17 protein-coding genes are annotated in these 21,668 nt (G+C 38.9%); 6 read left to right on the forward strand and 11 right to left on the reverse strand.

The features are described from left to right. Positions 1-96: 96 nt before the first annotated feature. The 3 genes from IE070_RS15505 to IE070_RS15515 are packed head-to-tail and all read right to left on the reverse strand — an operon-like array spanning position 97 to position 2,372. Positions 97-972: an HD domain-containing protein gene (locus IE070_RS15505; protein WP_189484109.1), complete on the reverse strand. Its 876-nt coding sequence runs from the start codon at positions 970-972 to the stop codon at positions 97-99. Beyond that, entirely contained in the window at positions 965-2,143 is a 1,179-nt protein-coding gene (locus IE070_RS15510) for an Arm DNA-binding domain-containing protein (RefSeq protein ID WP_189484110.1), read from the reverse strand. Before IE070_RS15510 ends, IE070_RS15505 begins: the two co-directional genes overlap by 8 nt. Beyond that, entirely contained in the window at positions 2,136-2,372 is a 237-nt protein-coding gene (locus tag IE070_RS15515) for a hypothetical protein (protein WP_189484111.1), read from the reverse strand. Before IE070_RS15515 ends, IE070_RS15510 begins: the two co-directional genes overlap by 8 nt. 149 nt (positions 2,373-2,521) lie before the next feature. Between IE070_RS15515 and IE070_RS15520 the strand changes: the two genes are divergently transcribed. Further along, on the forward strand, positions 2,522-2,719 hold the full coding sequence (locus tag IE070_RS15520) for a helix-turn-helix domain-containing protein (RefSeq protein ID WP_189484112.1): 198 nt from the start codon (positions 2,522-2,524) through the stop codon (positions 2,717-2,719). 179 nt (positions 2,720-2,898) lie between these two features. Here the strand turns inward: IE070_RS15520 and IE070_RS15525 are convergent, their stop codons facing one another. Continuing rightward, positions 2,899-3,114: a hypothetical protein gene (locus IE070_RS15525; protein ID WP_229797109.1), complete on the reverse strand. Its 216-nt coding sequence runs from the start codon at positions 3,112-3,114 to the stop codon at positions 2,899-2,901. Positions 3,115-3,315: 201 nt separating this feature from the next. Here IE070_RS15525 and queD point away from each other — a divergent pair, with 201 nt between their 5' ends. The 5 genes from queD to queC are packed head-to-tail and all read left to right on the forward strand — an operon-like array spanning position 3,316 to position 7,627. Then, complete coding sequence (gene queD, locus IE070_RS15530) at positions 3,316-3,678, forward strand: 6-carboxytetrahydropterin synthase QueD (protein ID WP_268247356.1); 363 nt, start codon at positions 3,316-3,318, stop codon at positions 3,676-3,678. Position 3,679: 1 nt separating this feature from the next. Then, positions 3,680-4,603: a hypothetical protein gene (locus IE070_RS15535; RefSeq protein ID WP_189484113.1), complete on the forward strand. Its 924-nt coding sequence runs from the start codon at positions 3,680-3,682 to the stop codon at positions 4,601-4,603. 3 nt (positions 4,604-4,606) lie between these two features. Beyond that, the gene (gene dpdA / locus IE070_RS15540) at positions 4,607-5,857 is read left to right on the forward strand and encodes a tRNA-guanine transglycosylase DpdA (protein WP_189484114.1); all 1,251 of its coding nucleotides are present in this window, start codon (positions 4,607-4,609) and stop codon (positions 5,855-5,857) included. 3 nt (positions 5,858-5,860) lie between these two features. Next, positions 5,861-6,955 carry a DGQHR domain-containing protein DpdB gene (dbpB, locus tag IE070_RS15545; protein ID WP_189484115.1) on the forward strand — a complete coding sequence of 365 codons (1,095 nt, stop codon included), beginning with the start codon at positions 5,861-5,863 and terminating at the stop codon, positions 6,953-6,955. Positions 6,956-6,958: 3 nt separating this feature from the next. After that, positions 6,959-7,627 carry a 7-cyano-7-deazaguanine synthase QueC gene (gene queC, locus IE070_RS15550; RefSeq protein WP_189484116.1) on the forward strand — a complete coding sequence of 223 codons (669 nt, stop codon included), beginning with the start codon at positions 6,959-6,961 and terminating at the stop codon, positions 7,625-7,627. A gap of 108 nt (positions 7,628-7,735) precedes the next feature. Here queC and dpdD read toward each other — a convergent pair whose 3' ends face one another. The 7 genes from dpdD to dpdF form a co-directional block, all read right to left on the reverse strand. Continuing rightward, positions 7,736-9,943 (reverse strand): protein DpdD, encoded by a 2,208-nt coding sequence (gene dpdD / locus IE070_RS15555; protein ID WP_189484117.1) that lies wholly within the window; start codon positions 9,941-9,943, stop codon positions 7,736-7,738. Beyond that, complete coding sequence (gene dpdK / locus IE070_RS15560; RefSeq protein WP_189484118.1) at positions 9,924-10,508, reverse strand: phospholipase D-like domain-containing protein DpdK; 585 nt, start codon at positions 10,506-10,508, stop codon at positions 9,924-9,926. The genes dpdD and dpdK overlap by 20 nt, the downstream gene beginning before the upstream one ends. Before the next feature lie 23 nt (positions 10,509-10,531). Further along, positions 10,532-14,941 (reverse strand): protein DpdJ, encoded by a 4,410-nt coding sequence (gene dpdJ, locus IE070_RS15565; RefSeq protein WP_189484119.1) that lies wholly within the window; start codon positions 14,939-14,941, stop codon positions 10,532-10,534. Positions 14,942-14,959: 18 nt separating this feature from the next. Further along, on the reverse strand, positions 14,960-15,760 hold the full coding sequence (locus IE070_RS15570) for a hypothetical protein (protein ID WP_189484120.1): 801 nt from the start codon (positions 15,758-15,760) through the stop codon (positions 14,960-14,962). Continuing rightward, positions 15,757-18,834, reverse strand: a complete 3,078-nt coding sequence (gene dpdH / locus IE070_RS15575; protein ID WP_189484121.1) for a protein DpdH — start codon at positions 18,832-18,834, stop codon at positions 15,757-15,759. Before dpdH ends, IE070_RS15570 begins: the two co-directional genes overlap by 4 nt. Then, positions 18,831-19,793 carry a protein DpdG gene (gene dpdG, locus IE070_RS15580; protein WP_189484122.1) on the reverse strand — a complete coding sequence of 321 codons (963 nt, stop codon included), beginning with the start codon at positions 19,791-19,793 and terminating at the stop codon, positions 18,831-18,833. The genes dpdH and dpdG overlap by 4 nt, the downstream gene beginning before the upstream one ends. Next, on the reverse strand, positions 19,793-21,668 hold a 1,876-nt coding region (dpdF, locus tag IE070_RS15585; protein WP_189484123.1), incomplete at its 5' end, for a protein DpdF. The genes dpdF and dpdG, both read right to left, overlap by 1 nt.

Below are 21,668 nucleotides of genomic sequence, written 5' to 3' on the forward strand. Positions count from 1 at the left end.
AAGCATGTTGCCATGCTTTGGTATTCACGCCACAAATCAGAATTGGTATATGTGGCGTGAAAGAAAGAGGGATGAAACCGCCTGCCTGCAACGCATTTAGGCCTGTTTCGCTAACTGTGAGCTCATCTGGTCGGCAAGCTGCAGGGCCGGTGCCAGGTAGGTTTCCGCTTTATAACCATACCGAGCTCCTGGGCTGCTGCATGTCCAGATATGACGCAGCAAGATAGCCGCTGATGGGTCTTCTGCGTCTAACCAGCGAAGTGCTGCAGCACAGATTTCTAGCGTCATTTCATCATGGTCCACTAACTTACCCAGTGATGTGCGGCGCATGGTCTGGGTTAAGGTTTTCGCCTTACCGATATCATGCAGTAACGCTGCTGTAATCAGCACATCGCGGTCATACTGAGTACGCAAGGGTAAGGATGCAGCAATCTCTGCTGTTTCCACACTATGCTCAAGTAAGCCGCCTTTATAATTGTGATGATAATTAAGACTTGCCGGTGCCGCTAAAAAGGCCTGCAACACATCACTTTGCCAGAACACCTTGGTGATAAAAGCCAGTAGTACCGCAGATTGCATACTCATCAAGAGCTGCAAAAAGCGCTCCACCACCCACTCGGCAACAATCCAACTCACCGGTAACGCTTTCCAAAACAGCGCGGGCTCCATCAATGCATCTCTTAGCGCCAGCTGCTCCGGATTTTTCGCCACAATAAACCCGACTTGAGGGCGTAACGACAACTCCATCATAATCACCCCATTGACCGCGAAGGTATCCCAGCGCGGCGTCTCGTCAAATAACAACACTTCGCGCATACCTGAAATATCCGCCACTTTAATTGACCAGTACGGCTCGCCAGTGCGAGACACCCTAGCAACACAACCCAGCAAACGAAAACTGCCATGAAAGTGTTGATTGTTCTGGTTTAAACCCGACAAACAGCCTGGAAAAATAGGAATAAGACTATGCATGCTGCACCTCTACGTGTTGTAACACTAAGCGTTCAAAAGCAGATCCATCCTGACGCGTCAGGTTAGGCACAAAACGGCTATACACCCGAAATAACATCTCTGTTGTGGTATGCCCCATTTGCCGTGCGATCCACTCTGGGTTCTCCCCTGCCGCTAACCATAAGGTGGCTGCGGTATGCCGAGTTTGGTACTGACGACGCTTTCTAAGCTCAAGTTTCTCAAGCAAGGGATACCATTTGCGTTTTAACAGGTTATGCCGACAAAGTGGCTTACCGGCACTGTTACTAAACACGTAGATCCCATTTGCGGTTCGCTGCTGTTGACGCTGCAGTGCGGCCTTAACAGGTGCAGACATGGCAATTTCACGCTGACTGCCATCGGTTTTGGTGTACTCCTCTTTACCATTGACGATGGTTTCCCGAATCAAAATCAGATCATTACTAAAATCAACGTAACGCCACTTAAGCCCCAAAATCTCCCCCGTGCGCATCCCGGTAAATAAAGCCACCGTAAGCAAGTCTCGATATGCAATGTCGGCATGACTTAAGATCCTGTTGATTTCATCTAAGGTGAACGGATCCACATCCGTTTTTTTCACCTTGGCTGGTTTGAGCCTCTCGATTGCGCTAAACTGAAAACGGTCGGCTGCTTCACTGAGGATCATTTGAAGAACCTTCAGATGGCGGTTGATATAATCAGCTGAGAGTGCCTTTCCATCTTCGCGACGTACTTTGCCGAGTGAGGCGCGAAATTGGAGTAATTCAGCTTTAGTGATTTGGTCGACCTTCCTATCCTTGAAATAGGGTTTAATCCTAGTCTCAAGCAAAATCTTAATGGTCGATGCGTACGAGTCACGCCAGGTAACCCGCATTTCGTCATACCAAGTATCAGCAAAAATCCCGAACAACGGGTTATCGCCCATCCGTGTAAACTGACGCTCGTAATTAAGTTGCTGTTCAACCTTGTCAGCATTTTTGCTGTTAGGGAAATACCTACGGTACTCGAAAGTGTCTAAGGTGATTTCCGCTTCAATGCGATCAAGTAACTGTTTTAATTTCTTACGATTAGCTGCGTTGTCAGGCAAAGCCGTTTGCTCACGAAAGCGCTGATTCTTGTATTTAAAATCGATGAGCAAATTCTTTGAACCCTCTCTGGTTCTGATACTAGCCATGAGCATGACCTCCATTTGCCATTGGAATCACCAGCCCCCAAGTGGGCTTAGCCATATCTCGTTCAATCGCTTCCCACAGATATAAAATTTTTCTGCCACCAAACGGCCTGATGTAATGGACTCCTTCAAGTAGCACCTTGTCTTTTAGCTGCTCCCGTATAGTTCGGGAGTCATACTTGATTAATGCCGACAGCTCATTAGACGTTAAATAAGTCATTGCACTTTTCATGGTAAACACCTCTTTTTTGAGTTAGTCTAAATGACATAAAGCTACTCTATAAACCAAAATGTCATCTTGAATGCAATTTAGCATCTAAAAATGACATGTGCAAACATTTTTTGTCATTTTAAATGGCATTTTGATATTTGAGGTGTAAATTGATTAAGTGTCACTTAGCCAGATTAATGGGTGAACACAAATTAAAAGTTACCGATGTTGCGCGAGAGACAGGGCTTAATCGAAATACGATTACCCTGCTTTACAAAGAGACTGCACAGCGCGTTGACTTTGAAACCATTGATAAACTTTGCGAGTTATTTAACTGCAAAGTTGAAGACTTGTTTGAGAAAGTTTAAGCATTATCTCAAATACTCTTGGCTTCAAGGGCGCGTTCGGCAGTTTTTGGTTAACTGCTTTAGGATACCCTGCTAACCAAACGGGTCTTCCTGGGATTTGTAGTCAGCTAATAAATGATCGATAAGCGGGTATGAAACTGACATTATTTATTTTTTTAAATATGTGAGTAGAATGGCGCTTACACAGGATTTTTTATACTCTCAAGAGTTGAGACAATTTTATCAACTCGCTCTTCACTAATTTTATTTATTATTTCACGGATATCATTGTGTTGAATTTCGCAACCTAAAGCCTGCTTTGCTAAGTTTATTGCTTCCTCTTTACAGCCATGATGGTCGTCTTGTAGTGTTAAAATTATTTTAACGAGTGTCTTTTTCAGCACAGTGTCCATCATGTCATCCTTATTTAATATAAAGTAATTCGAATTTTTAACCTTCAACTTGTTGATGTCCATCCACCTCTGTAGTCTTCAATTATTGAAAATCTTCATTATCGTTTATCGTACTGGGTGAAATTGGATTCCGCAACTAGCTGCTTAGCAATTACTAGTGTACAATCTCACAAAATATCACGTTAGTAACGGCATTAACCGATTATGTCTATAAAAATTTGTAAGGAATTTACCTTTGAGGCTGCGCACTTTTTACCCAATGTTCCAGAGGGTCACAAGTGTGGACGACTTCATGGGCACTCCTACGTAGTAAGGCTTCACCTAATAGGTGACATAGATCCCCTAAAAGGATGGTTTATTGATTTCGATGACGTAAAGGTCAAGTTCAAACCAATACTAGACCAGTTAGATCATCATTATCTAAATGAGATTTCAGGATTAGAAAACCCAACCGCCGAAGTAATCGCAATGTGGATTTGGGATAAAGTTAAGCCAATTTTACCTCAATTGTTTGAAGTGGAACTCAAAGAAACGTGCACATGCGCAGTCTACTACCAAGGTGAATAGAATGCGGGTGAATTTGATCACTAGTTGCGTTAGCGCCAAAAATACCACGGTCGGAGATACCGTAGCACTGACTGATGCGTTTGCAAAAGGTTGCAACTCTGCAGAAGAATGGCTCAATACATTAAGCGGTAAAGCTGATGAAATGCTGTCGCTTCTCGACTTATACAAAGGTGACCATTGGTCGATTGCCAAAAACCTTAATACACTTAAGGACGTAACACTCTGGGTCGTTTCAGCGGGATTAGGTTTCGCTCATCACTCAAAATTAGCACGCCCTTACGACGCAACATTTAACAAATCTAGCCCTAATTTTGTGGGGAACATTGAACTTAACAAGCTTACTATAGACCCGACCAAAAGTTGGTGGTCTCTACTACACAAAAATCAAAATGCTTTTAAAAAACTTGTAAAAAAATACCCAGAAGATATGTATATTTTTTGCTCTAGCGAAAGCTATTTGGTTGCGATTGAAAATGATCTTCTAGATTTAGTCCATAAAGGGCTTTTTAACGAGAGCAATTTCTTAATAATAACTAGCAATAGCAAAATCAATAAGAATTTGAATAGATTCGTTTTGAAGTCAAAAGAAAAATTTTCTTCTTCAGAGCAAATAAAAGGTTCGATGGTATCATTGAATATTAGACTGGCCCGGTATCTCATACAAGCATCCATCAACGCACCGTACCCGCTAAAAAAAATGATTGAGGTATATAAAGAGTTAGACCATTCATTGCCAGATACTATAAGAAAAAAGATAAATAGACTCAACGACTCTGATGTAATGAACGAAATATCTAAATTACCAAATTCTTCTCTCAAGTCAGCAACTTCCGCGTTGAGAGCTTTACGAGATAAGGGAATATCCTGTGAACAAAAAAGGTTTTCCAGACTATTTGCGAAATATCATTCTAGCCTAGAGTTTTAATTAGTGAAAAAAGTTAAATTTTTCTTTCCCGATAGCCATGATTTTGTTGATCCAACATTTGATTTTGTTAATGAGACAAATAATGAGTTTCGCGTTATTCAACGTGATGATAAGTACGCACATGAATTATTTGATAGCCCTGTTTATGATGGCATTCTTATATCTAAAGCTATCGTGGAGGGTTTAAGTGGGGTAAAAGGCCGCTATTCAGTTGCACAAAGACAACGATTTTTCCGTGAAGGCGTATACCGATTTTTTAGACTCCCACGAAGTTATGAAACTATCGGAGATTGTGGTGCCTTCAGTTATGTAAAGGAAGTTGAACCTCCATACTCAGTTGAAGATGTAGCAGAATTCTATACAAATTCAGGCTTCACTCATGGCATTGCCATGGATCATATTATTTTCGATTATGAGAATAACGATGTTAAGTCCTCTAAAATCGTTGGTGAACGCCTTAAGGAATGTTTAAGAAGAACCGAACTAAATTTAGAAAATGCATCGAAATTCCTGAAAATATCTAAATCTGAGCCATTCAATCCATATGGTGTGGCACATGGTTGGAACCCTAGTTCATTTTCCGAATCCGTCACTAAACTTCAGAAAATGGGATACGATAAAATCGCATTAGGAGGTATGATTCCTCTAAAAACTAGAGATATTCTAGAGATCCTAGCCAAGGTCTCAGAAATCAGGAAGCCTACTACTCAACTTCATCTACTTGGGATTAATCGTTTAGAGCACATCCCTCAATTCTACTCGTTCGGCGTAACTAGTTTTGACTCCACGTCACCTCTTATGCAAGGGTTAAAAGACGATAAATTTAATTATCATTTACCTGAACATAAGTACACCTCCATAGCCATACCACAAGTAGATGGTAACAACACAATGAGAAATTTAATCGCTAGTGGAGCTATTGATCAAGACTTAGCAATTAAGCTTGAAAGAATTTGTCTAGATTTAGTCATTCAATTCGATAAAGGACGCGCATCGAAAGAAGCCGTATTAGAAGCTCTTTGTGAATATGAAAAGCTCTATTTAAAGGATGCACATAAAAAAACAAGAAGAATGCTAATGGATAAAGTTTTAACAGATAAACCTTGGACTGCCTGTCCTTGTAACATTTGCAAAGCAATTGGGGTTCACGTGATGTTAAAACGAGGCGCGGCTCGCAATAGAAGACGTGGCTTTCATAACCTTTTCAATGCATATAACACCTTACAAAAAGAACTAGCCAAGATATCGGATTAATCTATGAAAATATTGAAAGTACCAGCGCTGAAAATAATACAAGGTCCAAATCGAGAGCTTTATAGTTTTGCTTTAAAAGGTAAAGACATTCATAGTGTTGCAGCCATATCAAGAGTCAAAAGGGAAGAAAACCACTTAGCCGGATATCAGAGACCTGAGGTATCATCTCACATCAATGAGATAAAGAGCTATCTCGAGTCTGCTAACCCAATGATACCTAATGCAATCGTTATCGCATTTGATGAAAGGGTGACCTTCAAGCCACTTTCTGAAGACGGGACATTTGGTGAAATACATATTCCATTGATTGATGGCGACAACATAAAACCTGGTTGGGTTGTTGATGGACAGCAACGTGCAGCTGCATTGCGAGAAGCTAACTGTGGAGAGTTCCAAATGCCAATCTCCGCTTTTATAACGAACGATACACAAGAGCAACGCGAACAATTCATTTTGGTTAATTCAACGAAACCACTTCCAAAAGGCTTGATTTATGAGTTACTGCCATTCACAGATACAAAACTTGCCAGGCCTCTTCAGAAAAAGCGGTTCCCCGCTAGGTTACTTGACGAACTAAATTACCACCCGGATTCACCAATGAATCGGATGATAAAAACTGCTACAAACCCTAATGGAAAAATTAAAGATAATTCTATACTGAAATTAATTGAAAGTAGCTTGGCTGAAGGAGCTCTTTATCGTTTTCGAGATGCCAAAAATGGTGAAGGCGACATAGACGCAATGTTCCAATTAATGTGTAATTATTGGTCAGCAGTTAGTCAAGTATTTCCCGAAGCATGGAACGTAAACCCAAAGGAGTCCCGATTAATGCATGGTGCGGGAATTTCTTCAATGGGCCACTTGATGGATGCTATTTATGATCGCTATCATTCAGAGGAACATGAGGATATAGTTTCTATCAACCAGTTTAAACATGATTTAGAGTTACTAAAACCATATTGTAAATGGACCAATGGCTATTGGGACTTCGGAACCGATCAAAAAGTGAAATGGAACGAACTGCAGAATATATCCAAAGACCTGCAAAATTTAACCAATTTCTTACTTCGCAAGTATCGGAATGAGGTTTGGAGATAAAAAATGGCTCGGATAGTTGTAGTTTATTCTGGCGGAATGGATTCATTTACAGTATTACACAAAGCCCTTAAAGAGGAGAACGAAGTATTCGCGCTATCGTTTGACTATGGGCAAAAACACAACAAAGAATTAGAGTGCGCAAAGCAAGTTACCGGTGAATTGGCTGTTGCACATAAAATTCTTGATATTAAAAACATCAGTTCTTTGTTTACCAGTTCTTCCCTTGTTTCCAACGAAATTGCTGTGCCTGAAGGTCACTATCAAGCGGAAAACATGAAGTCGACCGTAGTGCCGAACCGGAATATGATTTTGCTGTCTCTAGCAATTGGTTATGCAGTTAATATTAAGGCCTCAGAGGTATGGTATGGGGCTCACTCTGGCGATCATATAATATACCCTGACTGCAGGCCAGAATTCGTTGAAATCATGGATAGAGCATCCAAGGTAGCTAACTTTGAACCAGTTAAAGTATTCGCTCCATACCTCAACTCAGATAAAGTTGGCATTTTAAAAGATGGCTTCGCAATGGGACTAGACTACTCTAAAACTTGGACCTGTTATAAAGGTCTCGAGAGAGCATGTGGCAAATGTGGTTCATGTGTTGAAAGATTGGAGGCTTTTGAAGTTCATAACAAACTTGACCCTTTACCTTACCTATCTACTGTAGGGTAAACACCTGAATTAAATATGAATGTTCCAGGAGCACCCGGAACATTCACCTCTAGAAAATTCCCAAGCAGTTACACTGAATATTCCAAGCTTAAACTCTATATTGCGACTCTAAACACTTTTCAAATTTGCAATGAGAGCTCTTACAATTGAAGAACTACCCTTACCATCTGGATAAATAATATTTTTATTTATATCTTTAATTGCATAATATGATTGATGAGCAGCACTTTTGTTGCAAAAAACAAAATAATCAGCAGTTTTTACCAAACTCCGTAACGTATCTGTGGCAACCTTGTCATGGTTTAAAATGACTTCAACAGAAGGAAACAAAGTGTTCAGGATTTCTGCAGCTCGTTTTCCTGCTTTCTCAGTAAGAGTAGAAATACCAATTTTTTTGCCCTCTAATTGCTCAGAATTCGCATTTAAAGATGGATTATTCTTTTGAGAGCGAAGTTTTTCGAAAAGCAGGGACTCGGGCGAAAGTTGCTTCTCTAGCCAGATAAGCACACTTTGTGTATCAACTTCATATTCATCCCAATGGTCTGCTGCAAACGACCTTATTTTTGGCCATATTCCAAATTTCAAATAATTTTCGTCTTTTATTGCGTAGTCAAATAATGACTCAATGAAATCAATGACCGCACCTAGAGACCTTCGGCTTAACTCGACAGAAAGCACCAAATCAAATGCCTCCAAAACCTCCTTGTATTGAGCTTGCGAATGAGGCGTTTGCAAAAAGTGATTAATTAGGTCCTTAAGAAGTAGAATTGTTGTTAATGAAGTCTGGTCGTCGACTGAGATTAGTTCAATTAAAGATAACCAAAATTCTGAATCCGTTTTAACTTCTCGCTCTTCAATCCACCTTAGGAGGTGCGGTGATATGTCTCTAATTTTCTCAGGTTCACTGCATTCCTTTATTTTATTTGTAACCATCTCTAAATCGAAACCTTCAGATTTTGATTCCATAAGAAGGTCGACGTTTACCGAACGTTTATACCCATTAGAAAACCAGGTGTTCCAATCCAAAGTAGGATGTACGCCAGAATGAGGCAAGTCATCTGTCACTTCTTCGTGCGTGACATCCTTAGGTTCATCGTTAACACCATAAACATAGTCTTCATATTCATTCCATTTTTTTCTCAGAGGTATGCACGATTTTATTTCTTTTCTAATTTCAAGCGGTAACTTATCAAGCCAGTCAAGAATTTCGGGTATCTCTATGGACGAGCAATTTTCAGCATAGCGGAATAAAGCACTGGCTGTATTTATGTCTTTGGGGCTTTCTAATAAGGATTTAAACTCTTCGCTGAAAGATTGTTTCACTTTGAGAGTTAGTGCTGTCCTCTTTATTAGAGACTCTATATTTTCAACCCAAGATTTTTCTATAAAGTCAGGGACTACTTCAACTACATTTTCTACGCCCAATATAACGTTCAGTAAAACCCAAGATTTCCAATCTTCTTGGAACCTCGAATCGCTCTTTAATGCTAACTTATTCGTTAAGAAGGGCTGGAACTTGTCTAACTTGGCCCTAACTAACACCAAATCCATCTCTTCAAGACGGGCTTCGTGTATTTCCAAAGTTTTTGAAATGGCTCTAACTAAAATGTGATATATACGACTAGGGATTATCCCACTTACGTAATCTATTAAGGAGTCATGGCTAAGTATTTCTTCCCATTTTGACTGCGCTTTAAGAGACTGCAATTCGAGACTTATAATGTTTCTATGACTAAGCTTTCCAGAGTTTTTAATCTCGCCCAAATAGTCAGTGATTAATTCTGAATCTTTGTGTCTGCAGGCAACAAAGAAATCCCTTAGCATACGGCCTACAGGCCTTGATATATTCGGCTTAAAAGTAGGTTTAATTTCGAATCGTTTAGATATTTGAAGTAATTTCGAAATTACATATTTCACACTTTCGAGCTGTTGATCTTTGCTCGAGTATTCAAGGAGTTCAAATCTTACGATTCCATGCGGAAAAGCCTGTAAGGCTTCTTTTTCATATTCAAAAGAGGGCTGCCGAATTATTCGATAGTGGCTCGTATTAGAAGTACCCAAGGCAAAATGTAAACCATTCCTTAACTCCATTAGATTTTTTCGGCCATCACTAAACCCATAAAAGTATAAAACATTGTCGTTACATGATGCCAAGAAGAAGGGGCGACTTCCCTGTAACTTGTCCTTAGCATCTATTATCAACGGATAGACTGTGTTCAGCAGAACATCACTGTTAGGTTTATCAACTTCGATAAAATTCTCATAACTGAAGAATGTTTTCAGCCAAGTACCCTGCCTAAAAGAAGTCATGCTCATCTTCGTCATCTTCTATGTTTGAAACATGTTTATGATTATTAATTGGATTATTAGGCTCGATTTCCCTAGGTTTAAACTGATAGAATTCTTTAAATTCTATCCTCGCGCTTGAAAGTTGATGCTCATCTCCAGTGAGTGAAAGCATCTCTTCATTTTTATTAGCACCTGAATAGGTGAAGTTCATAGAACCCTTCAAGAAACACGACTCTGTAAGAAAACCTTTTATATGAACTTCTTGGCTTTCACAAATTCTAAATCCAACCTCTTTGCCCAGATTAGTCCGAAGCCGATACAAAGCAGCATCGTTAATAATGTCCTCCTTTACTACCATATTCAGATGACATCCACTCTTGACTGCAGTTTCCAACAGATCAAGAAAACTTACCTGTCTAGCCCCCCATTCTGGGTTTAAATAACTCCAGTTACCTGACCGATTGTCCAAAACGTCGAAATCAGTTAACCAAGCAGTTACCAACCATAAATTCTGAGGCACAATTATAACGCCAGCAAATATGCTCGATAAAATTTCTCTTAACTCTCGCTTGCCAAGGAGAGATTTCGTCAATATGTCCCTAGACGTTAACTCGATCATTGTATTGTTTCTGCTATTTCCAAATAAATTGATAAATAATTTTTTTGTCGAGCTATTTTGATAATTCTAGTGTGAAACAACATCCCTAAGTACTCAATTGCGAACGTGTTAATTTCGTAAATAATACTATTTAGCTTATCCACATCTTCAAAATTTAACCGTAGTTCAACTTTGCCTTGTTTTTTCGAAGTCAAAACATCAGAAACTTCTTGCTTCCAACTTGTGGAGAACTCGACAGACTTAACCTTGTCTACAAACAATCTACTTACAGCAAGTCTTTCAAAAACAGTTATGCCTCTCGCGAATCGGTTATAAAATTGTATAGAACCTTGCCTAATCGCACTGCCTTTCGGCCAAAGAAGTGCCAAAATTTTATCTTTTGCCTCATTGACCTCTCCATCAATTGCATTGTTTTTAGCAATCAGATAAGCCATAGCAACCAAGGGAATTTCTAACTGAAATTGCTTTTCTAATTTTTCCCATTGATTTAACCAATCTAAGAGATCTTTATCATTACTCGATGTACTCCCAGCTTTTAACAATCTTGTATGAAGTAGACTGTTAAAACTATGTGTTTGGGTCACTCCAAGCTTAGAAATAGCGGTTCTAAGTTCTCGTAAAGCCTCCAATCTATCGCGATAGCCTTGAGTTTGCCTAAGTCTATCTATTGCAGTTGCCAATTCTCTATTCTTTTGCAACTGAATCAATAACTGATGGATATCGTAGTTAACTTGTTCGTATTCTCCAATCTCAAAGCTTCTTGATAAATGATTTAACACACTAAGCGGGTCATTTACATACAACTCTTCAAAGCGGGAAACAACACCAACACCACCGGCTTCATTTTCTGTTAACCAAACTTTCAAATTATCTCCCGCCCACACAGGGTCGACATTAATATCAGATTCGCTAACATCCGGAAGAAGACTATGCAGCGTTGCAGATATCCCACCGCACAATGTATTTGCAAGTATATTTCTAAACCATGATATGAAGTGTTTTGTGGTTAATTTTTCTTCATATAAAAAACTAAGTAATGGCTTCAAAGCAACTAAGTTATTGTCATTTTGTAGAAACTCAATAATATCCTTCTGCAAAACTTGTTCTTCTGCATTCTCACCATCTAAGTCTTTCATCTGAAAAACCTCCAATGGAATTGAACAAATTGCGCTCTTAATATCGGGTTCTGAAATAGATTCAACAATAGACTTAATTGTTCTATTCTGTGAGCAAGCTAAATAATATATTGCTGTTGTGATGCAATCGAAAACCCAACCACCTTGGAACTGGTTTTTAAACAATGATGATTCTTTGAATAATGCTTCAACATAAGTAGCCCGTAGGCTACTTATGAGAACAGGATCTTTTAGTAATTGAAGCAAGCACTCTTCAGTAAAATGAAAATCCCAGTAAACTCCATCAACAAAAAGTACAGTTCCTACACCAACCGGTGAACCGTCATTCTCCCAGTTAAAGTCAACCTTAGACGACTCACCTGTTTTAAATTTTATAGTAGCTTCAGATCCTGTTGTATATCGAGTTAACTCAATCGGGGTCATTTGGGCGTGGCAGAAAAAGCAGATGCTTTTCAGAAGTTCGTGCCAATCAGAACTCTGTGGAATATTCAATTTATGAGAATCAGAATCAAAATAAAAGTCTGACGCCCAATTTAAGAAAGCATTACTTTTATCTGTCATGTTTTTGCTTTCAACTCTCTTTGTATATAACTCTGTTGGCTTAAATATTTCGATACTACTTCTTGAGTCTAAAACAATCCGTTTAATTGGTTCTGCACTTTTTCCAAATGCGTCATAAACCTCAATCCCACACTTCATGTCTTTTTCTGGTATAGGCGAAAAACTGTCTGATACCAACCAATCGCTTTCAGACTGGTTATTGATACTGTATCTTTTCGATACTCTACCAGGCGCAAATTCTTTCAAGCCTTGAAAAAAAGGCAATTCGTGCCACTCTTGTTTCCTGTCATCTTTTTTCCCTCTCAATATACAAATATTAAGGGAGGGTAAAGCCAATTCGCTAAATAATGTAGCAGGGAAAAACTCGGGCATAGGCGACCCGCTTTTGGTAACCCCCTTCCACTTGATTCCATCTATGGACCAATCTGTTTCAATTTTTTGTAGTAAATTTGGTATGAAGTCCATTCTTAGCGATCGAGGGCTTTGCCAAAATACCTGGTTGATATTTTCATCCGATAACCCTAATGCTGCCGTCAGGTATTTCTTCAACTCTTTTATGATTTGTTCATCACTGTTGAGAGCTTCAAGTTCATTTTTAAGATTGTTAAAATATAATTTACTGGTTTTACCTTCGGGATTCTTCAGGTTAGACCACAAGTGCGATTTACCCACTCTCCTACTGAGCCAATCCAGTGTTGCCATACATGCTTGCATCTTTTGAATGTGGCTATTTTCGATGGGGAGTCTGCTAGATTTTATTTGAGGGTCAACCAACCCCTCATACCGATGAAATGCAACTCTATCCCTACCATAGTCAGATAAAACCGTTACCATCCAGGGGCGCATTCCCCTAGATCTCCCGGCACGCCCCTTACGCTGAACGTACGATGCCATTCCTCTAGGAGCTTTATGTTGAATAACAACTCCTACTTCAGGATCATTAAAACCAACCTCAAGTGATGCTGTTGCGATTGTAATTTCTGCGTCACGATCAACCCCAGCGTCTTGACTAGATGTTCGAGAAACTCTAGCTCTATCATGCTCATTCATTGCATGGCCAATGTATTCACAAATAGACCAATCCTGACCTAGTGCATTCATTTGCTCATTTTGAACGTCATATTCTGGGTGTTTGCCGCTTCTTAGAAACGCCAGGGGAGTTTTTTTCGGTTTGAGGTTTTTGTAATAATGATCCCATCCTTCAGCATCCGCCATCATCTCGAACAATCGGTTATTTACATCCAAGTCATCAGTAAATACAAAAAGCTTACTTCCATAAGTACCTTTCGAAACAGAGTAATTTATAGTATCCATCATTCTCTGAAACAGCATAGTGGTCTGAATCGTAGTAGAAAGTAACGCAGTTTGAGATACGGGATCCCCTCGCACAGCCAACAAGTACTCTGCCCCTTCCTCTAACATTTCGGATTCTAACGGCTCAATAGCTTCAACCTGATAATCAGAAACACCGGTGAATGAGGCAAAAAACTTGGAAGCATTATTTAACGTAGCTGACAGCCCCACAAAGTGTGGTGAAGAATTCGTGTACTTCATCCATCGCTTAAGTAAATAAGACGTTTGCGCCCCTGTAGAACCTTCATAAGTATGCACTTCATCTAGAAGTACCAAAGGAATAGATTGATTTTTGCGCGCACCAAATAGATGGTTAGAGAAACTGTTTCCTAAATGCTGGTTTAGCATTTCAGTTGTCGTAAAAAGAATATCAGGCGCGGGAGACTCTCGTGTTAACGCTATTTCATCTCCTTCAATTCTTTCACCGCAAGACCCACAAGTTAACACTTCATTATCTGCGACAAAATCTTCGCCTTTCCACTTTAATACGCCGGAGCACTTACAACTCAACATGTTGTAAGAATGATTTCCTTTCGCTAGTTCTGAGTCTTTTTTACTCCAAGTATCACCGAAAAACGTGCCAATTCTAATTTTTCGGGCGTTATGTCTCTGCAAGTAAGAGTCTAACTTCCTAGCTTGGTGAAAGGTTTCCTGAAATTGGTCTTTGAGCAACTCTTTCCTAGGATAAATTGCTAAGATTCTAACTTTAATCTCTTGGTTTTGAGTGAGTTCAACAGCCAGATTAGCTAAGGCAGGCAAGTAAAATGAGAGTGTTTTACCACTACCAGTTCCTGCACACACTATAGTTGCAGAAGCAACATTACTTTTTTTAGTCAGTTTATTAAGAATTCTTGTTGTCGCTCTTTTTTGAAATCCAGAGAGCTTAAACTCTTGGTTATCCCCAAGCATAGAAAAGAGCGCTTCTCTGTAATTACTGCCTAACTGGTTCGATTTACATACTTCTTCAACAACTAAATTAGGTTCTATATCCCTTTGTGGATATTTTCGCGCTCTGCGTATAAATCTGAAATCTGAGACAAGAGTCTTAGTATTCTTTAGACTTTGCCCGTGAAACCACTGTCGCAACTTTTTAGAAAGATAAACCGACTGAGCCATTCGACTTCGGTAAGCATCGGGGAAGAAAATATCAGCGATAGAAAAGATTAAACATCTCTTCATTAATTCTCTAAATATATCTTGAGCATTTTGGGAGGTTTGAGACTGTATAATTTCAATTATCTCACCTTTTGTATGGCGAACCTCCGTATCCCCCCACGCCAACAGCTTAAACTCTCTCTGCTCAATAACGTCTAGGCAGCTATCCAAACAATGCCGAAGTTCATTTTCATGTATCATAAACGACTACTTTCCTAATTATTTTCTTTCTACCTTGAAATTCGTTAGTTTACTGTTGGATTTAAGCCAATCTAGGACTTGAGGGGTCAGCAAATCTAAAGTCGCAGTTTCAAATGGAGAGTTTACTGCCTTAAAAAATCTTGCAACATCTTTGGGAAAATCAGAAAGATCAAATTGTGCTTTCAAGTTCTCCAAAGAGTCGCGTAACTCCTGAATTCGGATTGCACAATCCTTTGTAACAGTTCTATTTCGCTTCAACGCTTCTAAAGTAGAAATTTCTCTATTAAATTTTTCATAGTTATCTTTTTGAGTTGGGTTGTATTTCTGGCTTTCTAAGACCTGTTCTTCAATAAAAACTCTTTTATCTATCAATGCTAACCACTTTTGCCAACAGTCTTCATTGGCCGCTTTTATTTTTTCTGATAGTCCTTTCAACATATCTCGGGCATGAATATACGAATCCTTTTGTTGCACCTTATAATTTTCGTCTCTCCAAGCGCGCTCAAACTCATCAAACTTTGTTATAGCACTACTAATTAGTTCTGCCGCCTCCCGATTGAAAACAATAGTACTAATGCCATTTCGATATATACAATCATCAGAGAAAACGGTGCTGTAGTCTGGCGTTTCCTCTAATTTTCTGTTTACGTAGTTCAAAGCTTGCAAAAATTCAAACTGCGTTTTGAACTTGTCACTTACAGAACGCAACTCATTGTAAATAATCTCATTACCTTCAATAATCACTTCATTCTGTTGGGAACTATCTGCCAACATGATTTCTGATTTAAAAGTAGCAACTCTTTCCTTCAAACTATTCATTTACTATCTGACTCCATAAACGAGGTTAAGTCCGAAAGTGTTTGGCTTAAATTAGCGTTTGTATTTTTGATGCTTTGGTTAAGTGAATTTAACTGATTTGCACCCACAGTTTTATTGACCAGTTGTATTTTCGGCAATGCTAACTTTTCAAAGGCTTCCCAATGGGAAAGAACTTTTGACAATAGAGTGATGAGTTTCCCATCAAGGTTGGCAAGAATCTCCATCTCTTTTTGCTCATCTTCAACGGTTATTAGCTTGATGGCATTTTTAACATCAATCCAACTTAAAGTTTCTAGCAATATTTTGATATCTTGATCGGCCGTTTTTCGCTTCAGGATTTCATCTGGATACAATCCCAAATCTTGAATAGATTTGTACACTTCTCTTATATCCTCAAGTAATTTTTGAAATTCCTCTCTATTCTCACAATCGCCAATAAACATTTTTATTTTAAGGAGGTTTGGCTTTATTTCATCGATTGCCGCTTTCTTAAGTCGCCGCAATGCTGGATCAAGCTTCTCCTCGCCATTTTTTCTGGCTTCTTTGATTGCCGCCTTTAATATGTCTGAGTCGATAGCAACATTGTCAATAAGAACAAGACTTGACCAAACCATTTGCGTATCGTCCCATTGGTCTAACAAAGCTGTCCTTAATTGTTCGAAAACAGAGTTTAGCGGTTCTTTTAGAATCGATTTGATGTGCACACTTTTCATGAAAAGCGTGTTTTCAAGGCTACCTTGCTCTTTTAGTCCCAAACCATTTAGCAACATCAACTGCTTATCCACTGAGCGTACTAAATATTTCTTACGTAATGCTTTGAGAGCAACCTTTAAAGCATGGGGAACCCATTTTTCAGCGAAACTTTTATAATAAGCAAAATCTTCATATCCTTTTTCATAATTCCAACCCGTAGATGGATTATCTTTGTTAGTTCTGTGATAGCGAATTATCGCCAGTGCAGTCCGTTGTAGTACATTCGAAGACTTTTCATCATAGAAATCGTGCTCTGAGCAAAACTCAACCAACGATAATGCATTGTTATTATTTGAGTTTGGTAACTTAATTAAAAAGTGTGGTTCTGACTTAAGAATTGCTTCAAAGGCTGTTCTTGTTTTTTTCCCAGATTCAAAGACTTTACTATTTTTAAACCCAACCCATTCTGAAAGTTGTGATTCTTCAATCATTGTATAAAGTTGGCTTCTGAAATCCTTCGCCAACTTAGAATCAATAGGTGCCTCATTGTTGAACCACCTCCCAAGTTGCTCCTCAATAAAATCAGACTTACTCGGAATAGAAATCGGGGCGGTCTCAACCGGTTTCGGTGTTGCTATCACAGCAGGGCTTGGTGTAGGGATATGAATTTCACTACCTAAGTAGGGAGCGAGTTCTGATAAATTGAATGAAATAGCAACTTCTTTGGGTAAAACTGATCTCAAAGCTTCCATGCTAGATTTATCTGACCAGATTGAACAAAGTGTTATAGCTTGTTGCGGAGTCGCAAGACCCAAATTGCTCAATTCAGCTAGAAGTGTTGGTTTGCGCTCTTTAAGTTCAACATTCTTAGGAAATATACCCGCTTCATAATCGTTTCGTTGATATCTTAAAATATTAAGTAAAATATCATTCAACACATCTCGTGGATTAAAGATTAACGAACCGGAATCGTTGGAACAATACCATTTCGCAAGATTTACTATGGCCTCTTTATTAAACGGAAAAAGTGGGATATGTAAAGAAGATTTACCAAATGCTTCCAAACACAAGCTATCACTCTCATCCAGTTCGTCATTCCATATAGGAATATTATCATCCCAATCTTCAAGGCTAATGACATCCTGTAATTGGGATTTCCCATAGCGGGCCGCATTTAAATACCGACTGCAAAAGTCGACTATTTTAGTAGGGATCTCTTCTTGGCTGTCCTGATTATTTTTGATTTGCCACTCAAATCTTGCTCTCGTCCTAATAGTGTTTTGTCTTCTTGTATAACCGCTGTAGCCACTTGTAACAGCGAGTACTGATTTCAGAGTGCATAATTCATCTTTAGGTTCCTCTAACAGGCAATCTATCAATACATCTTCGATAGCCGAAATTGCAGCGAGATCCTCAACTAAAATAACAAGCGTTTGATTACGTGCTTTTAGGTGCTTTCTTATTTCTTTAAATAGATCCTGAAAGTTGCCACTACCAAATTGAAATAACTGTTGGAAAGCGGTTTGTGAGGCTCGGCCAACCCCCTCATTTATTACTTCTAATGCCTTTTTACTTTGCTCGGGGTTACTGTCTAATCTAAGTGCACTTAAAGCTTTACGACCGGGTAAAGATAAATTATCTATTTCAATCTCTTCAATTATCGAGTCGAAATCTTTCTGTGACAAAGCAAATTCTTTTTGGCGCAACTCTTCCTCTGTTGCCCCTTTTATCCACCTAGTTGCTATATTGTAAATATAACTATCATCACTAATTAGTCTCAATTTAAATTCAATATCGTCAACTAAATTAGGGAGTTGTTTAGCAAACTGTATCCTCTCTATTACTTCTCGGGCTCCAGCAGAACCAGGTTGGCAGTTATCCAAAAGTTGAACACTCTCTTCACCAATATCCTGAATGCCATGTTTTAAGTGGGTACCAAAAAGATCAGCTATTTTTCTAGCGACTAGAGTATTTCCGACTTCGTCTACCTGCTTTCGAGCGCTTTCAAAAACATCTCCTTCCAAACCGTTAAGAAGTAGGTGAAGAGTCTGTCTTAAACTTGCATTCTTCGGGATTCGCACTATCTGCCAGTTTTCTTCCTGAACTATTTTCTCATTTTTAAGCTTCGCATGTAGCCACCTTATAAGGTGTGATTTGCCTAACCCAGCATCAGCAACGATAGGAATGGGCCTATCAATTCTTAAAAAATGATCTAGAAGGTCCTTTTCGGTAGCCTCTTCTTCAGGTTTATTGCTACTAAATTTAGTCAGCTGCATCGGTTCATGAACAGCCAGCAATGTCTCATCTGAGAGTTCTTCAGCTTCAGTTTTGATACAATCAATTACGTTCTGTACAGATGGCCAGTATCTATCTAAACTCATTTTTCTACCCCAAATCTAATGTGACTAACTGGCCTTTTTTTGTTTCCAGGTAGGTTCAACTGCATTGTTTTTTCAGCATCCGATTTAGGCACAAGAAAAATAAGCCCCTCAATATTAAGTCGGTACAAAGCCTGAGAAAGACTTGCCGATAGTTCGTGCTCAGGCAAAGATTTCCAATCTTTTACCTTAGAGCGAATAAGTTCCTCGATGGTGCAGCGATACGCTCCACCATCAATTACGGGAAGTATTCCCCTTAGTTGAATTAAAAATTCTTCTACTGGCATCTCACTAGCAGCATCTGAATTTTTTAATATTTTGATAACCGCAGGTCTAATTAAGCGAGTTGGATCAACCACAAGCGTATCTTTGGTTACTTGTTCTAGAAAACCTAAAAGAAGACCATAGTTGGCAAAAGTAGCAGTCTCGGAACTGTTAATAGTAAGGCGAGTATCGTTTCCAGATCTTGGTGGTAGATACTTTCCAACGATGGTTTCGATTTCTGTAGACTTAAAAAAATTACCACCTGCAAATGTAAATGAGTCCAGACACAAAAAAAGTGCCATGCCTCGAAGCAGTGGTTCTATTCCAGTTCCATCGACGATATCAAGCTTCTCTTTAAATAAAGTTTGAGTAATTCTTTCTCCAAGGTTGTCATCACATGAAAACTCTGACCAAGCCTTGATCCCTTCTTCATTTTGCTGCCATAAACCAGTTTCCTTCCAAAAAAATAAAGTTTCTCTCAGCTTTTTTTCGGGGTTAGTGCTTCTCTTAAACTCTCCCTGAGCATCACACTCCTCATCGATAAAAAGATAATCTGGCATGTTCGATGACAAAATAGCGGTCAATGGTAAATGTTCTTCGCTTTTATTTTTTTTGGAAAAATGTCGGTTAACCAAACGGTCAATGAAATGTAGTGAAGGTATATGGCTGCCTGGATTCGCATTGTTTATTACTGACATCAGTTTTGTCCTAGCAGATTTCTAAAGTTACTTATTGATAATGACGATGAATAATTTTCGTACCAATTCCGATATTCCTTGCCTGACTCTTTTTGTGACCTTTCTGCAAAGAAATACGTTACCTTCTCTCTAACCTTTGGTACATCAATTACTTTTGCACTTTCCTCAGCAATCAATATGGTAGGCCAGAAGCTCGATTCATCCTCAAATTCTTGAGAAATCCAGAACTGTTCAAAGCCAATTGGTAAGGTTTCTTGGAACTCTGCCAAAAACCTATCAGATGCCTGAATACCCGAAATAATATTTTTCACTAACATTGATTTCAGTAAACCTTTCCAATCGAAAATATCATTATTATCGTAGTAAACCATGCACATATTCCTGTTAGAAATCAGCGGTTGTAATCTGGGCGTCGAAGTTGCCTGAGATGTATAGTTATCCAGATAGGCTGCCCCTCCAACAGTAGGGGAGAATCCGTCGCAATTGCGACACCCCCTGCAGGCTCGCTGTGCAGGTACATGATTAATCGAATAGTATTTAGACAGCGTTTTACAAAGTGTTACGGAGTTATTTTCTAGGTACTGCCTCAAAACATTAAATCGGTCATTCTGCACAGTTAACTCACGTTCTCGGTATCTATTAATTTCAGTTTCCCAATAATCCTTTTTCAGTGCTTTGGGCTCTAACAACTCTATTACTATTGTTTCAGAATAATCTTCCCAGAACTTTTGAAATTGTAGTTGGTCATAACTTTCATCTGACGTTGAAGGTAATTTAGGAACTTCATAATATATTTTGATAGCGCCAGCACGCTGCATAAACAGCAAAGTTAACCAATTCCACTCACTGTTAGTATCGGTTTTTTTATCTAAATCCTTTCGAAAAATGGAAGTGTCTAGCTTGTAAAGGTCATCACTTTCAAACAAATCACTTTTGACAGGTTGTCTGCGCTCGAACATATCCATCCAACGCTCAAACCCTAGGTCAATCGATATGATGTTTTCTCTGTTAATTTTTTGAGCAATGGATAACTGATCATCATGATAAACCATTAATGCCATTGCTGAGTCACCGTTACGGCCAGCTCTTCCGATTTCCTGATAATACCTATCAATGTTATCTGGAACACTAGCGTGTAGAACTGTTTTAACATCCGCTTTATCCATCCCGACACCAAAAGCAGAAGTTGCAACGATGATGTCGTACTGGTTACTCTTCCATTTTTCTATTATTCCGTTTCTTGCTTCATATTTAGTGTCGCCGTCAAACTTAGCAATCCTGGTACATCCATAATCCTTTAATTTTCTATATACTTCCTCAGCTTCAGACTTTACTGTTGTATATAAAATCATTGGTTTCGGTAGAAAAAAGGTATATTTACATACTGAAGACAGATGCTCATCCCTATTAACTTTTAACACAGAGCTTTTAATTTCTGGGCGAAGAAAATTACCATTGACGATAATCGGATCGCTAATTCCATCACCATAAACTTTATTGATTGCCTCTATATTCGATTGAGTAAACGTTGCCGACATCAGGACAGTATTAAACTTACTTTTTGAAACCTTTCTGAGTGTTGCTAACAATGCTCCAAATTTTTGAAAGTCTGGCCTAAAATTGGTGCCCCAACTATCAATTAGATGAGCCTCATCGACAATAATTTCTGCAATTTGATCGCTGCGCGATAATGAAAAAAGCAAATAAAGTAAACTTCCAGTAAGTGATTCTGGTGATGTAAAGAGAACTTTCTGACGGCCCGTTTGCATGTTTAACTTTATTTCTTCTCTCTCTTCCTGAGTTAAACTTTGGACTTCCCAGCTTTTACTAGACAGTCTGTTGTTCCAAAAAATACGTTTCTTCAAATTTGGCAGG

Origin of the sequence: Alishewanella tabrizica (genome assembly GCF_014652375.1) — a bacterium.
GTDB lineage: Bacteria > Pseudomonadota > Gammaproteobacteria > Enterobacterales > Alteromonadaceae > Alishewanella > Alishewanella tabrizica.